General features: G+C 67.9%; 13 protein-coding genes and 1 tRNA gene. 8 read left to right on the top strand and 6 right to left on the bottom strand.

All coding sequences use genetic code 11. From position 1 onward, the window contains the following. Window positions 1-7: 7 nt before the first annotated feature. Window positions 8-421: a helix-turn-helix domain-containing protein gene (locus RHOFW104R8_RS00975; protein ID WP_068096774.1), complete on the bottom strand. Its 414-nt coding sequence runs from the start codon at window positions 419-421 to the stop codon at window positions 8-10. A gap of 71 nt (window positions 422-492) precedes the next feature. Between RHOFW104R8_RS00975 and RHOFW104R8_RS00970 the strand changes: the two genes are divergently transcribed. From RHOFW104R8_RS00970 to RHOFW104R8_RS00935, 8 genes are all read left to right on the top strand, one after another. Next, window positions 493-849 carry a DUF6804 family protein gene (locus RHOFW104R8_RS00970; protein WP_153021757.1) on the top strand — a complete coding sequence of 119 codons (357 nt, stop codon included), beginning with the start codon at window positions 493-495 and terminating at the stop codon, window positions 847-849. A gap of 128 nt (window positions 850-977) precedes the next feature. Continuing rightward, window positions 978-1,517 carry a hypothetical protein gene (locus RHOFW104R8_RS00965; RefSeq protein ID WP_063089766.1) on the top strand — a complete coding sequence of 180 codons (540 nt, stop codon included), beginning with the start codon at window positions 978-980 and terminating at the stop codon, window positions 1,515-1,517. Window positions 1,518-2,164: 647 nt separating this feature from the next. Further along, complete coding sequence (locus RHOFW104R8_RS00960; protein WP_068096764.1) at window positions 2,165-2,674, top strand: CinA family protein; 510 nt, start codon at window positions 2,165-2,167, stop codon at window positions 2,672-2,674. Window positions 2,675-2,821: 147 nt separating this feature from the next. Continuing rightward, window positions 2,822-3,859 (top strand): recombinase RecA, encoded by a 1,038-nt coding sequence (gene recA, locus RHOFW104R8_RS00955; RefSeq protein WP_068096761.1) that lies wholly within the window; start codon window positions 2,822-2,824, stop codon window positions 3,857-3,859. A 32-nt stretch (window positions 3,860-3,891) separates the two neighbouring features. Further along, window positions 3,892-4,428 carry a regulatory protein RecX gene (locus tag RHOFW104R8_RS00950; protein WP_068096759.1) on the top strand — a complete coding sequence of 179 codons (537 nt, stop codon included), beginning with the start codon at window positions 3,892-3,894 and terminating at the stop codon, window positions 4,426-4,428. A gap of 84 nt (window positions 4,429-4,512) precedes the next feature. Beyond that, window positions 4,513-7,140, top strand: coding sequence for an alanine--tRNA ligase (gene alaS, locus RHOFW104R8_RS00945; protein WP_068096756.1), 2,628 nt, complete (start codon window positions 4,513-4,515; stop codon window positions 7,138-7,140). Between the two features lie 268 nt (window positions 7,141-7,408). Next, window positions 7,409-7,612 (top strand): carbon storage regulator CsrA, encoded by a 204-nt coding sequence (csrA, locus tag RHOFW104R8_RS00940; RefSeq protein WP_068096753.1) that lies wholly within the window; start codon window positions 7,409-7,411, stop codon window positions 7,610-7,612. 87 nt (window positions 7,613-7,699) lie between these two features. Continuing rightward, window positions 7,700-7,792 (top strand) — tRNA-Ser (locus RHOFW104R8_RS00935). 380 nt (window positions 7,793-8,172) lie between these two features. Here RHOFW104R8_RS00935 and RHOFW104R8_RS00930 read toward each other — a convergent pair. The 5 genes from RHOFW104R8_RS00930 to RHOFW104R8_RS00910 form a co-directional block, all read right to left on the bottom strand. After that, the gene (locus RHOFW104R8_RS00930; RefSeq protein ID WP_068096827.1) at window positions 8,173-8,901 is read right to left on the bottom strand and encodes a UDP-2,3-diacylglucosamine diphosphatase; all 729 of its coding nucleotides are present in this window, start codon (window positions 8,899-8,901) and stop codon (window positions 8,173-8,175) included. Window positions 8,902-8,909: 8 nt separating this feature from the next. Continuing rightward, window positions 8,910-9,611, bottom strand: a complete 702-nt coding sequence (locus RHOFW104R8_RS00925) for a peptidylprolyl isomerase (RefSeq protein ID WP_068096747.1) — start codon at window positions 9,609-9,611, stop codon at window positions 8,910-8,912. A gap of 66 nt (window positions 9,612-9,677) precedes the next feature. Further along, a complete protein-coding gene (locus RHOFW104R8_RS00920) occupies window positions 9,678-11,195 on the bottom strand; it encodes a Ppx/GppA phosphatase family protein (protein ID WP_068096745.1) in 1,518 nt (505 codons plus the stop codon). Window positions 11,196-11,276: 81 nt separating this feature from the next. Beyond that, a complete protein-coding gene (gene ppk1 / locus RHOFW104R8_RS00915) occupies window positions 11,277-13,370 on the bottom strand; it encodes a polyphosphate kinase 1 (RefSeq protein WP_068096743.1) in 2,094 nt (697 codons plus the stop codon). A gap of 54 nt (window positions 13,371-13,424) precedes the next feature. Next, on the bottom strand, window positions 13,425-14,146 hold a 722-nt coding region (locus RHOFW104R8_RS00910), incomplete at its 5' end, for an ATP-binding protein (protein WP_235605128.1).

Below are 14,146 nucleotides of genomic sequence, written 5' to 3'. Positions count from 1 at the left end.
AACTCCTTCAGGTTTCTGCGTCGGCATCGGAGGCGGTGGCCACGAGGTCAGCGTAGGCGGCTTGGACGGATTGGAAGAGTAGACGCAGCTGGCTGGGGCTCAACCGGGCGCGCTCGGGGGCGACCACCAGTTCTAGGCCATCGGCGACGATCAAGTGCGAGCGCACTTCGATCGAGCCAACCCGCGCTGTGCTCAGCGGGGCCTCATTGCGGGCACTGAGCAGCTCGGCAATGGCGTCGAGCGACAACCCGGCTTGCTGCCAACCACGAATGCGCAGCAACGGCGCAAGATGCTCGGTGGTGTAGAACGCGCCACGCTTCTCACCTTCGGGGCGCGGCAACAGGCCTTTCTGGATATAAAAGCGGATCGTCCGTTCCGGGACGTCTGCCTGCTCGCTGAGTTGAGAGAGGGTCAATCTCATATAGACACCTTAAGTGTCGTATATACTGTTTATTAATTCGAGGCTTGTCAAGCGGTCGCTGTGCAGCCGCCATGGCAGCCGATTCCCCGCAGCAATCAAAGCGAGTCCACACCATGAGCTTCAGTCCATCTTTCCTGGCCCCCGCACTGTCAGCGGCTGGAGTCATCTGCCTGGTCGCGGTGCTGCCGATGCCATACGGTTGGTACATGCTGACGCGCTGGGTGGTTTGCGCCGCGAGCATTGCCGCAGCGCTGCATTGGTATGGGCGCAGCGATAAGATTGCGGTGGTCGCCATGGTGATCGCACTGCTGTTCAATCCGATCCAGCCAATCGCCTTGGGACGGCCGTTGTGGATGTTGGTGGACGTACTCGTGGGGGCGGTGGCGTTGTGGTTAGGCTGGAGATTGCGCAATGGCACCTCCCGCTGAATGCTCGCAGCCGAAACGCTGCTACTCGCATCGAATCGGATCGCCTGATCAACGTGGAACAGTCGTTTCGCAGGGCGTACTGACGACATCGCTGTCCGTTGTTATTCCCAATTACACCGGGGCCCTGCATGGCCGATCTTCTCTTTCTCGACACCGAGTGGAACAACGATGCCGTGCGCGAGCTGGTCAGCTTGGCCTTGGTCAACGCGGATGCCACCCAATGCTTCTATGCCGAGCGGGCCCCACGACCAGGAGCGCCGTCATCCTTCGTCAGCAAGGTGGTCTACCCACTCCTGGACGGTGGCGATGCAGCGCTCTCGGATGAGAACTTCGGTGAACAATTACGGGTGTTCGTGGCGTCCTTCGACCATCCACGTATCCACTTCGACGGGGCGATCGATAAGAGACAGTTGGCGAGGGCGCTGACGGGGTTTGGAACGTGGAGCGGTGAGGTGCCGGCGTGGGAGCCGGTGCTCGTCACACGCCAAGACGTCCTGGGTGAACTGGAGATCTATTTCGGCTGCAGGCCTGAGAGGGCGGCGCGCCGACATCACGCAGCAGTAGATGCCGAGGCATTGCGCGCCGCTTACATCACGATATTGGGTTTGGAAGGTCTCTCCTCTCACGACCAGCGTGAAACCCGGGCCTGGACGACGTCCAGGTCCTGATTAGCCCGAGCTGGGCTGTTTTGGATTGCTATCGCTGGCAAGCGATCCACCGGCCGGCCAACCTTTTCTAGTCAATTCGTACCGCACCGTGGGCCTAGTTCCCGGTGTGGTGGTGCGCTATCAGCGCCCCAGGCTGTCCTGGATTGGGTTACCCGTTCACTCCGTTGTCGTCGCGACCAGCGCTGGTCGTCATCTCGGCCGACTTGTCCGGGAAGTCCTTCGGGTTGGGCCAATCCCAAGCACCCGAGGTTCGCTCTAGGAGTCGGCCAAGTGGTGGGCGATATCCACGCTTTGAGATGGCCATGCCGTCGACTTGTGGGTGCGTTCGAGTGCGGGCGTTTGGACGTCCAAACGTCGGCGGGTTAGGGGTGACGTCCAACCCCGTTTCGGGGGTTGTACCCGGGTCAAACACCCCCGCAGGTCCGTCCAAGTTCCGTCCAAGTGGGTCGGTTGGGGGAGCGAGTGGGCTGGGAAGCCTTGCTGGGCCTAGCTCCGTTCACCATACGGACATTCTGGCGCATGAACGGGGTGTGCTTGGTGAGATCGTCTTGGCTCATGCAATGCAAGTCTTGGCGTGGTCGCGCGGAACAGGTAGAACGGTGCCCCTGCGCGTGGCGCAAAGTCTCGTCCAAGTCCGGGAGTCTCGCATGGAGTCGTCGTCCGTTCCTACCGATGCCGAGTTGCTGGCGCTGGCCGGCGCGGTGGCCGACGAGGTGCAACGTTGCCGGCTGATGCTGGTGACGGCCGAGTCGTGCACCGGCGGCTGGATCGCCAAGACCTTGACCGACCTGCCGGGCAGCTCGGCCTGGTTCGATGCCGGCGTGGTGACCTACAGCTACGAGGCGAAGGAAGCGCTGCTCGGGGTCAACCCGCGCACGCTGGAGCACAGCGGGGCCGTCAGCGAGGAAACCGCGCTGGAGATGGTGTCCGGCGCACTGGCACGCTTCGGCGCCGGCGTGGCGGTGGCGGTGACCGGCATCGCCGGGCCGTCCGGCGGTACCCCGGACAAGCCGGTCGGCACCGTGTGGATCGGCTGGAAGCGCCGCGGCGGCTACGGCCATGCGCGGCAGTTCCATTTTCCGGGCGACCGCGAGGCCGTGCGCCGGCAGACCGTGGCGGCGGCGCTCATCGGCCTGCGCAAAACACTGACGGAGTGACGCGCGATCCGCCGCCAGACCCGATTGACCGGTGTGGGATACTGGCCGCCAGCGTCGATTCCCCGTGTCGCACCCGTTGATCGCAGCCGGTGAGATCCGATCCGGGCATCATGTCCCCCAATCACAGCCCAACCGGAACACAAGACGATGGATGACAACAAGCGCAAGGCGCTCACCTCCGCCCTCGGCCAGATCGAAAAGCAGTTCGGCAAGGGCGCGGTCATGCGCATGGGCGATCGGGTCAACGAGGCGATCGAGACGGTCTCCACCGGTTCGCTGGGACTGGACATCGCGCTCGGCGTCGGCGGCCTGCCGCGCGGCCGCGTGGTCGAGATCTACGGGCCGGAATCCTCCGGCAAGACCACCATGACGTTGCAGGCGATCGCCAGTTGCCAGCGCGCCGGCGGCACCGCCGCGTTCATCGACGCCGAGCACGCGCTCGACCCGACCTACGCGGAGAAGCTGGGCGTCAAGGTCGACGACCTGCTGGTGTCGCAGCCGGATACCGGCGAGCAGGCGCTGGAAATCGCCGACATGCTGGTGCGCTCGGGCGCGGTGGACATGGTGGTGGTCGACTCGGTCGCCGCACTGACCCCGAAGGCGGAAATCGAGGGCGAGATGGGCGACTCCCACGTCGGCCTGCACGCGCGCCTGATGAGCCAGGCGCTGCGCAAGCTCACCGCCAACATCAAGAAATCCGGCTGCCTGGTGATCTTCATCAACCAGATCCGCATGAAGATCGGCGTGATGTTCGGCAGCCCCGAGACCACCACCGGCGGCAACGCGCTGAAGTTCTACGCCTCGGTGCGCCTGGATATCCGCCGCATCGGCGCGGTGAAGAAGGGCGAGGAGATCATCGGTTCGGAAACCCGCGTCAAGGTGGTCAAGAACAAGGTGGCGCCGCCGTTCCGCCAGTGCGAGTTCGAGATCCTGTACGGCGAGGGCACCTCGCGCGAGGGCGAGATCATCGAGCTGGGCGTGGCGCAGAACCTGATCGACAAGTCCGGCGCCTGGTACAGCTACAACGGCGACCGCATCGGCCAGGGCAAGGAGAACGTGCGCCAGTTCCTGCGCGACAACCCGGCGATCGCCAACGAGATCGACAAGCAGCTGCGCGAGCGCCTGCTGGTACCGGTCGGCAAGCCGGCTCCCGCCGCGCCGGAAGAGGCGCTCGAGGAAGTCTGAGCGGTGATCGTTGGTGTTCCCCAGCGGAAGACATGGCCCGGCTTGTCCGGGCCATGTCCGTTTGCGTGGCCATGAAGCGCCCGCCCGGCAAGGACGATCCGGCCACGCCGAAGCGCAGCGCGTACGACAAGGCGCTGGGCCTGCTGGCGCGCCGCGAGCACTCGCGCAAGGAGCTGAAGACCAAGCTGCGCCAGGGCGGTTACGAAGGCGACGAAGCCGCCGCCGCGCTGGACCGGCTCGGCGAGCAGCATTACCAGGACGACGACCGCTTCGCCGAGGTGCTGCTGCGCAGCCGGATCGCCCAGGGTTACGGCCCGCTGCGCCTGCGCGTGGAGCTGAAAAGCCATGGCGTGGCCGACGCGCGCATTCGCGAGCTGCTGGATGCGGCCGAGGTTGACTGGGCCGCTTCGGCCGCAGCCCAGCTGCGTCGCCGCTATGGTGGTACGGGCACGGCGGACCCCGCCGAGCGCACCCGGCGGGCGCAATTCCTCTTGCGCCGCGGCTTTGCCGCCGCCACAGTACGAAGTGTTACCCACGCCGATGTGGACGAAGCCGACGATATTTCCTGAAATCCGCCATCCGCAGATGATGGGTTGGCGGGTCGGGCGGCCTGGCCGCGGCGTGGCCTTTATCGCCTGCCACTTTTGATCCGCATGAAAACCTCCGACATCCGTTCCGCCTTCCTCGACTACTTCCGCTCCAAGGGCCACACCATCGTGCCGTCCAGCTCGCTGGTGCCGGCCAGCGACCCGACCCTGCTGTTCACCAACTCGGGCATGGTGCCGTTCAAGAACGTGTTCCTGGGCAGCGAGAAACTGTCCTACGTGCGCGCGGCCGACGTGCAGCGTTGCCTGCGCGCCGGCGGCAAGCACAACGATCTGGACCAGGTGGGCTATACCGCGCGCCACCACACCTTCTTCGAGATGCTGGGCAACTGGTCGTTCGGCGACTATTTCAAGCGCGACGCGATCGCCTACGCGTGGGAGCTGCTCACCGGCGTGCTCAAGCTGCCCGCCGAAAAGCTGTGGGTCACCGTCTACCAGAGCGACGACGAGGCCTACGACATCTGGCACAAGGAGATCGGCGTGCCGGCCGGGCGCATCGTGCGCATCGGCGACAACAAGGGCGCGCCGTACGCCTCCGACAATTTCTGGCAGATGGCCGATACCGGCCCGTGCGGTCCGTGCACCGAGATTTTCTACGACCACGGCCCCGGCGTGGCCGGCGGCCCGCCCGGTTCGCCGGACGAGGACGGTGACCGCTACATCGAGATCTGGAACCTGGTGTTCATGCAGTTCGACCGCGCGCCGGACGGTACGCTCTCGCCGCTGCCCGCACCCTGCGTGGACACGGGCATGGGGCTGGAGCGCCTGGCCGCGGTGCTGCAGCACGTGCATTCCAACTACGAGATCGACCTGTTCCAGCACCTGATCCGCGTCGCCGGCGAGCTCACCGGGACGAAGGATCTTTCCAGCAAATCGCTGCGCGTGATCGCCGACCACATCCGCGCCTGTGCGTTCCTGATCGTCGACGGCGTGCTGCCGTCCAACGAGGGCCGCGGCTACGTGTTGCGCCGGATCATCCGCCGCGCGCTGCGGCACGGCTGGATGCTCGGCGTGCGCGGCGACTTCTTCTGGAGGATGGTGCAGCCGCTGGTCGAGGAAATGGGCCAGGCCTATCCCGAGCTGCCGGCGAAGCGGGCGTTCGTCGAAGACGCGCTGCGCACCGAGGAGCAGCGTTTCGGCGAGACGCTGGAGCACGGCATGCGCCTGTTCGACGAGGTCGCGGTGAAGTCGGGCCGGGTCATCCCGGGCGTGGACGCGTTCCGCCTGTACGACACTTACGGCTTCCCGGTCGACCTTACCGCCGATATTGCGCGCGAGCGCGGGTTGGAAGTGGACATGGCCGGCTTCGAGCAGGCGATGAACGAACAGCGCGAGCGCGCCCGCGCCGCGGGCAAGTTCGAGGCCAAGGGCCAGATGCCGGCCGAGCTGGCAAGCCAGCTGCGACCCACGGTGTTCCTCGGTTACGAGGCATTGCAAGGCGCCGGCAGCAAGGTACTGGGCATCGTGCGCGGCGGCAACCAGGTCGACCAGCTCGCCGATGGCGAGGAAGGCCTGCTGATTCTCGACCGCACGCCGTTCTATGCCGAGTCGGGTGGCCAGGTCGGCGACACCGGCACCCTGGCCAATGCGGCCGGCCGCTTCGAGGTCGGCGACACGCTGAAGATGGGCGGCGTGTTCTTCGGCCATGCCGGCACTTGGCGCGGCGCACGGCCGCTGCATGTCGGCGATGCGCTCGATGCGCAGGTGGATGCCTCCCGGCGCCAGGCCATCGTGCTCAACCATTCCGCCACCCACCTGCTGCACGCCGCGCTGCGCAAGGTGCTGGGCATCCACGTCACGCAGAAGGGCTCGCTGGTGGCGCCTGATCGCCTGCGCTTCGACTTTGCCCACAACAAGCCGATGAGCCGCGACGAGCTGGCCGAGGTCGAGGTGCTGGTCAACGCCGAGGTGCGCCGCAACGCTGTGGCCGAAGTGCGCCACATGGCCTACGACGACGCCATCGCCTTCGGCGCGATGGCGCTGTTCGGCGAGAAGTATGGCGACGAGGTGCGCGTGCTGAAGATGGGCGAGTTCTCCACCGAGCTGTGCGGCGGCACCCATGTCGGCCGTACCGGCGACATCGGCCTGTTCAAGATCGTCGGCGAGGCCGGCGTGGCCTCGGGCGTGCGCCGCATCGAGGCGGTGACGGGCGCCGGCGCACTGGCCTGGGTGGCCGACGAGGAACGCCGCCTGGCCGAGTTCTCGCAACTGCTCTCCAGCAGCGGCGACGATGCGGTGGACAAGTTGCGCCAGCTGTTCGACCGCCAGAAGAAGCTGGAACGCGAGCTGGAATCGCTGCGCAGCAAGGCAGCCGGTTCGGCCACCGCCGACCTGGCCGCGGCGGCGGAGGACGTCGACGGCATCAGGGTGGTGGCGGCGCGGCTGGAGGGGCTGGATGCGAAATCGCTGCGCGACAGCGTGGACCAGCTCAAGCAGCAACTGGGCGACTGCGTGATCCTGCTGGCCGGCGCGGCCGATGGCCGGGTTTCCCTGATTGCCGGGGTACACGGCAAGGCGCTGGGCCGGATCAAGGCCGGTGACGTGGTGGCGCACGTCGCCGCGCAGATCGACGGCAAGGGCGGCGGCCGCCCGGACATGGCCCAGGGCGGCGGAACCGACGCGCCGAACCTGCCGGCGGCCCTGTCGGCCCTGCCCGGGTGGATCGCGGCCCAGTAGCCCGTTCGGAGCATGAACGGGGGGCCGTTTGGCGGGGTACGGACGCGTTGCGCTTACGAATCAGGCTCAAGTACTATCGGCCGGGTGTCGATGCTGCCGGGGACGGTGGCGTCGCCAGTCAGGACGCTCAGGAGTGTTTTGGCTGTGAGCCGGGAAGGCGGTAGGGCCTTCGACGGATCAATCGTCGAACTGCGGGTTGGCGGACGCTCAGGGGTGAGGCACCGCCAGGCCGCGAGCCTGTGACCAACAGCATTATGGAGTAGCAATCATGTTGATTCTGACCCGCAGGGTCGGTGAAACCCTGATGATCGGCGACGAGGTGACCGTTACCGTTCTTGGCGTGAAAGGCAATCAGGTACGCATCGGCATCAACGCGCCGAAGACAGTGGCCGTCCACCGCGAGGAAATTTACCAGCGGATCAAGGGCGAGAACGAAACGGGCGGTGCATCAGACGAGCCCGCCGGGCATTGATCGCGCGGAGCGCGCGAATTTAAGTCTTTACCTCGACCATGCCGGTCGGTATCCTTGCCGGCTCCGCAGCGATGCGAAGAAACCCCCGGAGAGATGCCCGAGTGGCCGAAGGGGCTCCCCTGCTAAGGGAGTATAGGGTCAAAAGCCTTATCGAGGGTTCGAATCCCTCTCTCTCCGCCAGATACGCAAAGCGCCCCGCGAGGGGCGTTTTGCGTATCTGGCGGAGAGATGAGGTGTGGACGAACCCTCCCGGGTTCGACAAATTCGTCTGGAACGAATTTGGACAGCCGCAGGCTGGCCCCGGAGCGCGCCAGCGCGCAGGGGTGAACCCCATGGATGGGGGTTCACCATCCCGGGCTACACGCCAACGCGACGTCAATAGACGCGCCCCGCGAGGGGCGTTTTGCGTATCTGGCGGAGAGATGAGGTGTGGACGAAATCTCGGCGCGTCCCGCGCTTCATTCTCAGGCTCAGCGCCGTGCCGCTGTCCGCTCCGGCACCATCCCGCCTGTGCAGTCGGCAACTCTACCCGGGATGAAAACGGAGCGCCGCAGGCCAGGTCAGTCGACCGCCAATCCGCGAAGATTCGTGCCGTTTGCGTCCACCTGCAGCACCGATCCGTGTTCGTACCAGTCGCCCAGCACGATCCGTTCGGCAGTCTTGCCGTCAAGATCGAACGAGTGCACGGCCGGCCGGTGCGTGTGACCGTGGATCAGGCGCGTGACGCCGGCCTCGCGCATGGCGCCGGCCACCGTGTCGGTGTTGACGTCCATGATGCTTTCCATGGTGCTGCCGGTGTGCGCCTTGCTGTCCGCGCGCGCCTTGGCGGCGAAGGCACGGCGGGCCTCCAGCGGCATGGCCAGGATCTGCGCCTGCCATTCGGGCGTGCGCACCTGTCGGCGCACGGCCTGGTAGGCGAGGTCGTCGGTGCACAGCACGTCGCCGTGCATCAGCAGGGTGCGGCGGCCGTGGATGTCGTGCACGGTGCCGTCGTCGAGCAGGGTCAGGCCGGCGCGTCCGGCGAATGCCGGGCCGAGCAGGAAGTCGCGGTTGCCCGCCATGAAGTACACCGGTACGCCGGCGTTGCGCACGGCGCGGGTGGCGGCGGCGATGCGCGTGGGCAGCTCGGCGTCGTCGTCGTCGCCGATCCAGGCCTCGACCAGGTCGCCGAGGATGTACAGCGCGTCGGCGCCGCGGACTTCGGCGCCGGCGAGATAGCGTTCGAACAGCGCGGTGATCTGCGGGCGGGCAGGGTCCAGGTGCAGGTCGGCGATGAACAGCGTGGCCATCGCGCCGGTCAACCCTTGCCGGGCTTGGCGTTTTTCCCGCGCGGCTTCGGTGCGGCCGGTGCGGGTTTTGCCGGGGCGGCGTTGCTGGCGGCAGGCGGCGGAGACTCCTCGCCGATGACATGGGCGCTCTTGATCAGCACCAGCGGGTCCGGCACGTCGGCGGCGAACGGGCCGAGCGCGCGCGTGGGCAGGGCGGCGATCCTGTCGACCACGTCCATGCCCTTGGCCACCTTGCCGAACACGGTATAGCCCCAGGTCAGTCCGCTCTGCGTGCCGGCAAAGTCCAGCCGGCGGTTGTCGACCAGGTTGAAGAAGAATTGCGCGGTGCCGGAGTTCGGATCGGCGCCGCGGGCGACCGCCACCGTGCCGCGCAGGTTGGACAGGCCGTTGTCCGCTTCGCTGGGCACCGCCGAGCGGGTGCGCTTGGGCTGCAGGTCGCGGGTGTACAGGCCGCCCTGCACCAGGTAACCGGGGATGGCCCGGTGCAACAGGGTGCCGTCGTAGAAGCCGTCGCGGACGTACTGCAGGAAGTTGGCCACGCTCTTCGGCGCCTTGTCCGGGTACAGCTCCAGCGTGATGTCACCCTGCGAGGTGCTCAGCACGACCTGCGGCGGTGGCGCGGCGCCGGTGCCGGGTGCCGGTTTGGCGGCCTGCGCCGCCAGCGTCGGCGGCAGGATCAGGAGCAGCGTGGCGAGCAGGAATTTCGACATGGGCATCGGGGTGGTCTGGGCGTCCGGACATGATACGCGGCTGCGGCGGAGACCGGGCCGCCGCGGTCAGTTGCTGGAGATATCCAGCTTCACGCCCAGTTCGGTCATCGGCGACTGTTCCTGCTGCAGGTCGGCCTCGCTCAGCGGATGCTGCTCGAACCAGGACAGTGGCAGGGTCAGGCGCAGCGACTTGCTGGTGGCGGCGAGCTTCATCTGCGGCAGCGACTCGGCCCGGCGCGCACGGCGGAACAGCACGGCCAGGCGCAGCAGCGCGGTGGTGTAGCGGGCGAGCTGGCGGTAGCGCTGCGGCAGTGCGGCCAGCACCACCTTGTCCGGCTTGCGCCGGTGCATCTCGACCACCGCGGCCAGCAACTGCTGTTCCTGCCGGGAGAAGCCGGCCAGGTCGGCGTGACGCAGGATGTAGGCGCCGTGGTGGTGGTGCTGGCTGTGCGCGATGGCCAGGCCGATCTCGTGCACGCGCGAGGCCCACGACAGCCACTCGCGGGCGTCGGCATCCAGTTTCCAGGCACGCGCGACCTGGTCGAACAGCATCAGTGCGGTGGCCTCCACCCGCCGTGCCTGGGCGCGGTCGACGCCGTAGCGGGTGGCCAGGGCGTCGATGCTGGCGGTGCGCGGGTCGCTGCCGCCGGCGCGGCCGAGCAGGTCCCACAGCAGGCCTTCGCGCATCGAGCTTTCGCACACGCGCAGCCGCTCGATGCCGAGCGCGGCGAATGCCGCCTCGAAGATCACCACGCCGCCGGCCAGCACCGGCGCGCGCTCCTCGACCAGCCCGGGCAGCTTGAGCGTGCCGATCTGGCCGTGCTCGACCAGCACGTCGCGCAGCGCGGCGAGCGAGGCCGGGGTGATCCCGTCGTCGGAGAACTTCATCGCCTGCACCACCGCGCCGATCGACTTGGCGGTGCCGGACGAGCCGTAGGCATCCTGCCAGCCCGATTCGCGGTAATCCTCGGCGAACTGCTGCAGCAGCACGCCGATCTCGCTGCGCGCGCGTTGCCAGCGCTTGCGGTTGATCTTGCCGCCGGGGAAGAAGCGCATGGTCGAGGCGATGCAGCCGGCCTGCACGCTCTCGGTGTGCAGCGGCGCCAGCCCGCGGCCGATGATGAACTCGGTGCTGCCGCCGCCGACGTCGATGACCAGCCGCGGTTCGCGTGTGGCGGGTAGGTCGTGCGCCGCGCCGAGGAAGATCAGGCGGCCTTCCTCGCGGCCAGAGACCACCTCGATCGGATGGCCGAGGGCCGCCTCGGCGGCGGTCAGGAAGGTCTGCGGCGAGGCCAGCCGGCGCACCGTGTTGGTCGCCACTGCGCGCACCCGCATCGACGGCAGGCCGGCGATGCGCTGGCCGAAACGGGCCAGGCAGGCCAGCGCGCGGGCGCGCCGTTCGGCATCCAGGGTGCCGTCGGCGCGCAGGCCGGCAGCCATCCGCACGGTGTCGCGCAGGCGGTCGATCACGCGCGGCTCGCCGTGTTCCATGCGGGCCACCACCAGGTGGAAGCTGTTCGAGCCCATGTCCACGGCGGCGAGCAGTTCGCCGTCGCGGATCGGTGTCTGTTCGGCTGGACTCACGCCCGGGCTCCCGCGTCGGCCAAGCGCGGATTCTCGCACGGGCACGTACCATGGGCGAAACGGTGTTTCATGCGGGCTCGCTCATTTGCAATAGCGCTCGATCAGGCCCTGCTGCGCGCTGTAGGGCGGGTCGCCGCCGGGTTCGGCGCGGGTGTAGCGGCCGTCGGCGCCGAGCAGCCAGGCCTGGGTGTTGTCGGCCAGGCTGTTGGCCAGGGTTTCCTCGAACACCCGCGCGGCCAGTTCGGCATCGAGGATCGGAAACGCCACCTCGATCCGCCGCCGCAGGTTGCGCTCCATCCAGTCCGCGCTGGCGCAGTAGATTTCCGCCTCGCCGTCGTTGCCGAACCAGTACACCCGGCTGTGCTCGAGGAAGCGCCCCACGATCGAGCGCACGCGGATGCGCTCGGAGATGCCCGGCAGGCCGGGACGCAGGGTGCACGCGCCGCGCACGATCAGGTCGATCTCCACGCCGGCCTGCGAGGCGCGGTACAGCGCCTCGATCACGCGCGCCTCGTTCAGCGCGTTGAGCTTGGCCACGATGCGGGCGGGGCGGCCGGCCTGCGCGTGCGCGGTCTCGCGCTCGATCTTCGCCAGCACGCTGGGGTACAGCGTGAACGGCGAGTGCAGCAGCCGCTTCAGCTCGATGATCGGGCCCAGGCCGGACAGCTGCTGGAAGACCTTGTGCAGGTCCTCGCCGATCTCGGGGTTCGCCGTCATCAGGCCGATGTCGGTGTACATCCGGCTGTTGGCCTGGTGGTAGTTGCCGGTGGAGAGGTGCACGTAGCGGCGCAGCGTCTCGCCTTCGCGGCGCACGATCAGCATCATCTTGGCGTGGGTCTTGTAGCCGACCACGCCGTAGACCACCTGCACGCCGGCCTCCTGCAGCCGCGTGGCGAGGCGGATGTTGGCCTCCTCGTCGAAGCGCGCGCGCAGCTCGATCACCACGGTGACGTCCTTGCCGTTGCGCGCGGCCTCCACCAGCAGGTCGACCAGCGGAGTGTCCTCGCCGGCGCGGTACAGGGTCTGCTTGATCGCCAGTACCTGCGGGTCGGCGGCGGCCTGGCGCAGCAGGTCGATCACCGCGGCGAAGCTCTGGTACGGGTGGTGCAGCAGCACGTCGTGCTGGCCGATCAGCTCGAACTTGTTGCGGCTGCTCTCGAGCACGGCCGGCAATTGCGGGTTGAAGCGGGGGAACTTCAGTTCCGGCCGGTCCAGCCAGTCGTAGATCAGCCCGGCGCGGATGATGTTGACCGGGCCGTCGCAGCGGTACACGTCGGTCTCTTCCAACTGGAAGTTCTCGATCAGCATCGCGGTGATCGCCTTCGGGCAATCGTTGGCGATCTCCAGGCGCACCGGCCGCGCGTAACCGCGGCCGACCAGCTCTTCGCTGAGTGCGAGGGCGAGGTTCTCCACCTCCGCCTCCTCGACGATCAGCTCGCTGTTGCGAGTGACCCGGAACTGGTACGCGCCGACCACCTTGAGCCCGGGGAACATCAGGTCGGCGAACGCCTGCAGCAGCTCGGCGAGGAACACGAAATGGTCGCCGGGCCCGCTGACCTCGGCCGGCACGCGGATGATCCGCGGCAGCGAGCGCGGCGCCCGCACCAGCGCCATGTGGCCCTCGTGGCCGAACGCGTCGCGGCCTTTCAGCACCACGGCGATGTTCAGCGTCTTGTTGAGGATGCGCGGGAACGGATGCGCCGGGTCCAGCCCCAGCGGCGACAGCACCGGCAGCACCTCGTGCTCGAAGTAGCCGTGCAGCCAGCGGCGCTGGCGGGGGCTCCATTGCTTGCGGGTGAGAATGTGGATCTGCTCGGCGTCCAACTGCGGGGCGAGCTGTTCCTGCCACGCCGCGTACTGTTCGCTGACCAGGTCCAGCGCACGGCTGCGGATGCGCGCCAGCAGCTCGCCCGATGGCAGGCCGTCCGGTCCCGGCGCGGCCGAGCCGTAGGCGTGGTGGCGCTTGAGCGTCGCCACCCGCACCTCGAAGAACTCGTCGAGGTTGTTCGCCACGATGCTCAGGTAGCGCAACCGCTCCAGCAGCGGCACGGTATCGTCGCGGGCCATGGCCAGCACGCGGAAATTGAACTCCAGCGCCGCCAGTTCGCGGCTGAGGTACAGCCCGGGCGCGGTCAGGTCGGTGGCGTCGGGCAGGACGGGGGCGGGCGGGTGCATGCCTCATTCTGGCGCATGGCGAGGGCCAAATGCATGCGCGGCCGCCGCAGGCCTTCAGGTTTCGTCGTTGCCGCCGGGGGGCAGCAGCCGCGCCGTGCCGAAGTGGCAGGAGAAGGTGGAGCCCACTCCCGGCGCGCTCTGGATCCGCAGCTGGGCCTGGTGCAGGTTCAGCACGTGCTTCACGATCGACAGGCCCAGCCCGGTGCCGCCGGTCTCGCGCGAGCGGCTGGAGGAGACCCGGTAGAAGCGCTCGGTGAGCCGGGCCAGGTGCGAGGCCGGGATGCCGAAGCCGGTGTCGCTGACCGAGTACGCCGCGCCGGTCGGTTCGCGCTGCCAGTGGATGGTGATGCTGCCGCCGGCCGGGGTGTAGCGCACCGCGTTGCTGGCCAGGTTCGACAGCGCGCTGTGCAAGTCCTTCGGCGAGCCGAGCAGGTCGACCCCGGCGGTGGATTCCAGCACGATGCGGTGGCGGCCCTGGCTGAGCGCCTCGGCCTCCTTGCGCACGGTCGCCAGCAGCGCCTCCATCGGCACCCGCTCGTCGACGACCTCGTGCTGCGTCTCCAGCCGCGACAGGGTCAGCAGGTCCTCGACGATCTGGCCCATCCGCTTCGACTGCGCGCGCATCTCGCCCAGCACCGGCGCCAGTTCGGGCACGTCTTCCGGGTCGAGCAGTTCCAGATAGCCGTGGATCACCGTCAGCGGCGTGCGCAATTCGTGCGAGACATTGGAGACGAAATCGCGGCGGGTCTGTTCGAGCCGGTTCAGGTGGCTGACGT

The sequence above is a fragment of the Rhodanobacter sp. FW104-R8 genome, from assembly GCF_001617365.1.
Classification (GTDB): domain Bacteria; phylum Pseudomonadota; class Gammaproteobacteria; order Xanthomonadales; family Rhodanobacteraceae; genus Rhodanobacter.
The sequence above is the reverse complement of the archived record's forward strand: the minus strand, read 5'-3'. Positions and strand labels throughout refer to the sequence as shown.

Excerpts from the sequence above, each read along its gene's own strand:
- RHOFW104R8_RS00960 (WP_068096764.1), top strand. The coding sequence starts at position 2,165 with ATGGAGTCGTCGTCCGTTCCTACCGATGCCGAGTTGCTGGCGCTGGCC.
- RHOFW104R8_RS00925 (WP_068096747.1), bottom strand. The coding sequence starts at position 9,611 with ATGTCGAAATTCCTGCTCGCCACGCTGCTCCTGATCCTGCCGCCGACG.
- recA (WP_068096761.1), top strand. The coding sequence starts at position 2,822 with ATGGATGACAACAAGCGCAAGGCGCTCACCTCCGCCCTCGGCCAGATC.
- RHOFW104R8_RS00930 (WP_068096827.1), bottom strand. The coding sequence starts at position 8,901 with ATGGCCACGCTGTTCATCGCCGACCTGCACCTGGACCCTGCCCGCCCG.
- ppk1 (WP_068096743.1), bottom strand. The coding sequence starts at position 13,370 with ATGCACCCGCCCGCCCCCGTCCTGCCCGACGCCACCGACCTGACCGCG.
- csrA (WP_068096753.1), top strand. The coding sequence starts at position 7,409 with ATGTTGATTCTGACCCGCAGGGTCGGTGAAACCCTGATGATCGGCGAC.
- RHOFW104R8_RS00975 (WP_068096774.1), bottom strand. The coding sequence starts at position 421 with ATGAGATTGACCCTCTCTCAACTCAGCGAGCAGGCAGACGTCCCGGAA.
- RHOFW104R8_RS00950 (WP_068096759.1), top strand. The coding sequence starts at position 3,892 with ATGGCCCGGCTTGTCCGGGCCATGTCCGTTTGCGTGGCCATGAAGCGC.
- RHOFW104R8_RS00965 (WP_063089766.1), top strand. The coding sequence starts at position 978 with ATGGCCGATCTTCTCTTTCTCGACACCGAGTGGAACAACGATGCCGTG.
- RHOFW104R8_RS00970 (WP_153021757.1), top strand. The coding sequence starts at position 493 with ATGGCAGCCGATTCCCCGCAGCAATCAAAGCGAGTCCACACCATGAGC.
- alaS (WP_068096756.1), top strand. The coding sequence starts at position 4,513 with ATGAAAACCTCCGACATCCGTTCCGCCTTCCTCGACTACTTCCGCTCC.